This window comes from Pseudomonas sp. GW821-FHT01C01 (genome assembly GCF_059422645.1).
In genome coordinates, this window is the sequence record NZ_JBWKXF010000107.1 from 1,589 (window position 1) to 3,256 (window position 1,668).

1 rRNA gene (running past one end of the window) is annotated in these 1,668 nt (G+C 49.1%); it reads right to left on the reverse strand.

The annotated features are described in order from the left end of the window. Positions 1–1,476, reverse strand: a 23S ribosomal RNA gene (locus tag AC07XF_RS28825) (it extends 1,494 nt beyond the left edge of the window). Positions 1,477–1,668 lie beyond the last annotated feature (192 nt).

Sequence of the window (1,668 nt, forward strand, 5' to 3'; positions counted from 1 at the left end):
ACCTCAGCCTACCACCTTAAACTTGGACAACCAACGCCAAGCTGGCCTAGCCTTCTCCGTCCCTCCATCGCAATAACCAGAAGTACAGGAATATTAACCTGTTTTCCATCGACTACGCTTTTCAGCCTCGCCTTAGGGACCGACTAACCCTGCGTCGATTAACGTTGCGCAGGAAACCTTGGTCTTTCGGCGTGGGTGTTTTTCACACCCATTGTCGTTACTCATGTCAGCATTCGCACTTCTGATACCTCCAGCAAGCTTCTCAACTCACCTTCACAGGCTTACAGAACGCTCCTCTACCGCATCATCCGAAGATGATACCCGTAGCTTCGGTGTATGGTTTGAGCCCCGTTACATCTTCCGCGCAGGCCGACTCGACTAGTGAGCTATTACGCTTTCTTTAAAGGGTGGCTGCTTCTAAGCCAACCTCCTAGCTGTCTAAGCCTTCCCACATCGTTTCCCACTTAACCATAACTTTGGGACCTTAGCTGACGGTCTGGGTTGTTTCCCTTTTCACGACGGACGTTAGCACCCGCCGTGTGTCTCCCATGCTCGGCACTTGTAGGTATTCGGAGTTTGCATCGGTTTGGTAAGTCGGGATGACCCCCTAGCCGAAACAGTGCTCTACCCCCTACAGTGATACATGAGGCGCTACCTAAATAGCTTTCGAGGAGAACCAGCTATCTCCGAGCTTGATTAGCCTTTCACTCCGATCCACAGGTCATCCGCTAACTTTTCAACGGTAGTCGGTTCGGTCCTCCAGTCAGTGTTACCTAACCTTCAACCTGCCCATGGATAGATCGCCCGGTTTCGGGTCTATTCCCAGCGACTAGACGCCCTATTAAGACTCGCTTTCGCTACGCCTCCCCTATTCGGTTAAGCTCGCCACTGAAAATAAGTCGCTGACCCATTATACAAAAGGTACGCAGTCACCCAACAAAGTGGGCTCCCACTGCTTGTACGCATACGGTTTCAGGATCTATTTCACTCCCCTCTCCGGGGTTCTTTTCGCCTTTCCCTCACGGTACTAGTTCACTATCGGTCAGTCAGTAGTATTTAGCCTTGGAGGATGGTCCCCCCATATTCAGACAAAGTTTCTCGTGCTCCGTCCTACTCGATTTCATTGATAAGAGATTTTCGCGTACAGGGCTATCACCCACTATGGCCGCACTTTCCAGAGCGTTCCGCTAATCTCAAATCAACTTAAGGGCTAGTCCCCGTTCGCTCGCCACTACTAAGGGAATCTCGGTTGATTTCTTTTCCTCAGGGTACTTAGATGTTTCAGTTCCCCTGGTTCGCCTCTTGCACCTATGTATTCAGTACAAGATAACCATCTTATGATGGCTGGGTTCCCCCATTCAGACATCTCCGGATCAAAGTCTGTTTGCCGACTCCCCGAAGCTTTTCGCAGGCTACCACGTCTTTCATCGCCTCTGACTGCCAAGGCATCCACCGTATGCGCTTCTTCACTTGACCATATAACCCCAAGCAATCTGGTTATACTGTGAAGACGACATTCGCCGAAAATTCGATGCTTGCTCATAAAGAGCAACTCACAAATTTTACCTTAGCCTGAATAAACACCAGTGAAAGTGTTATTCAGTCTATCTTTCTATCACATACCCAAATTTTTAAAGAACGAACTAGTCAAAGACTAGAAATCAACAT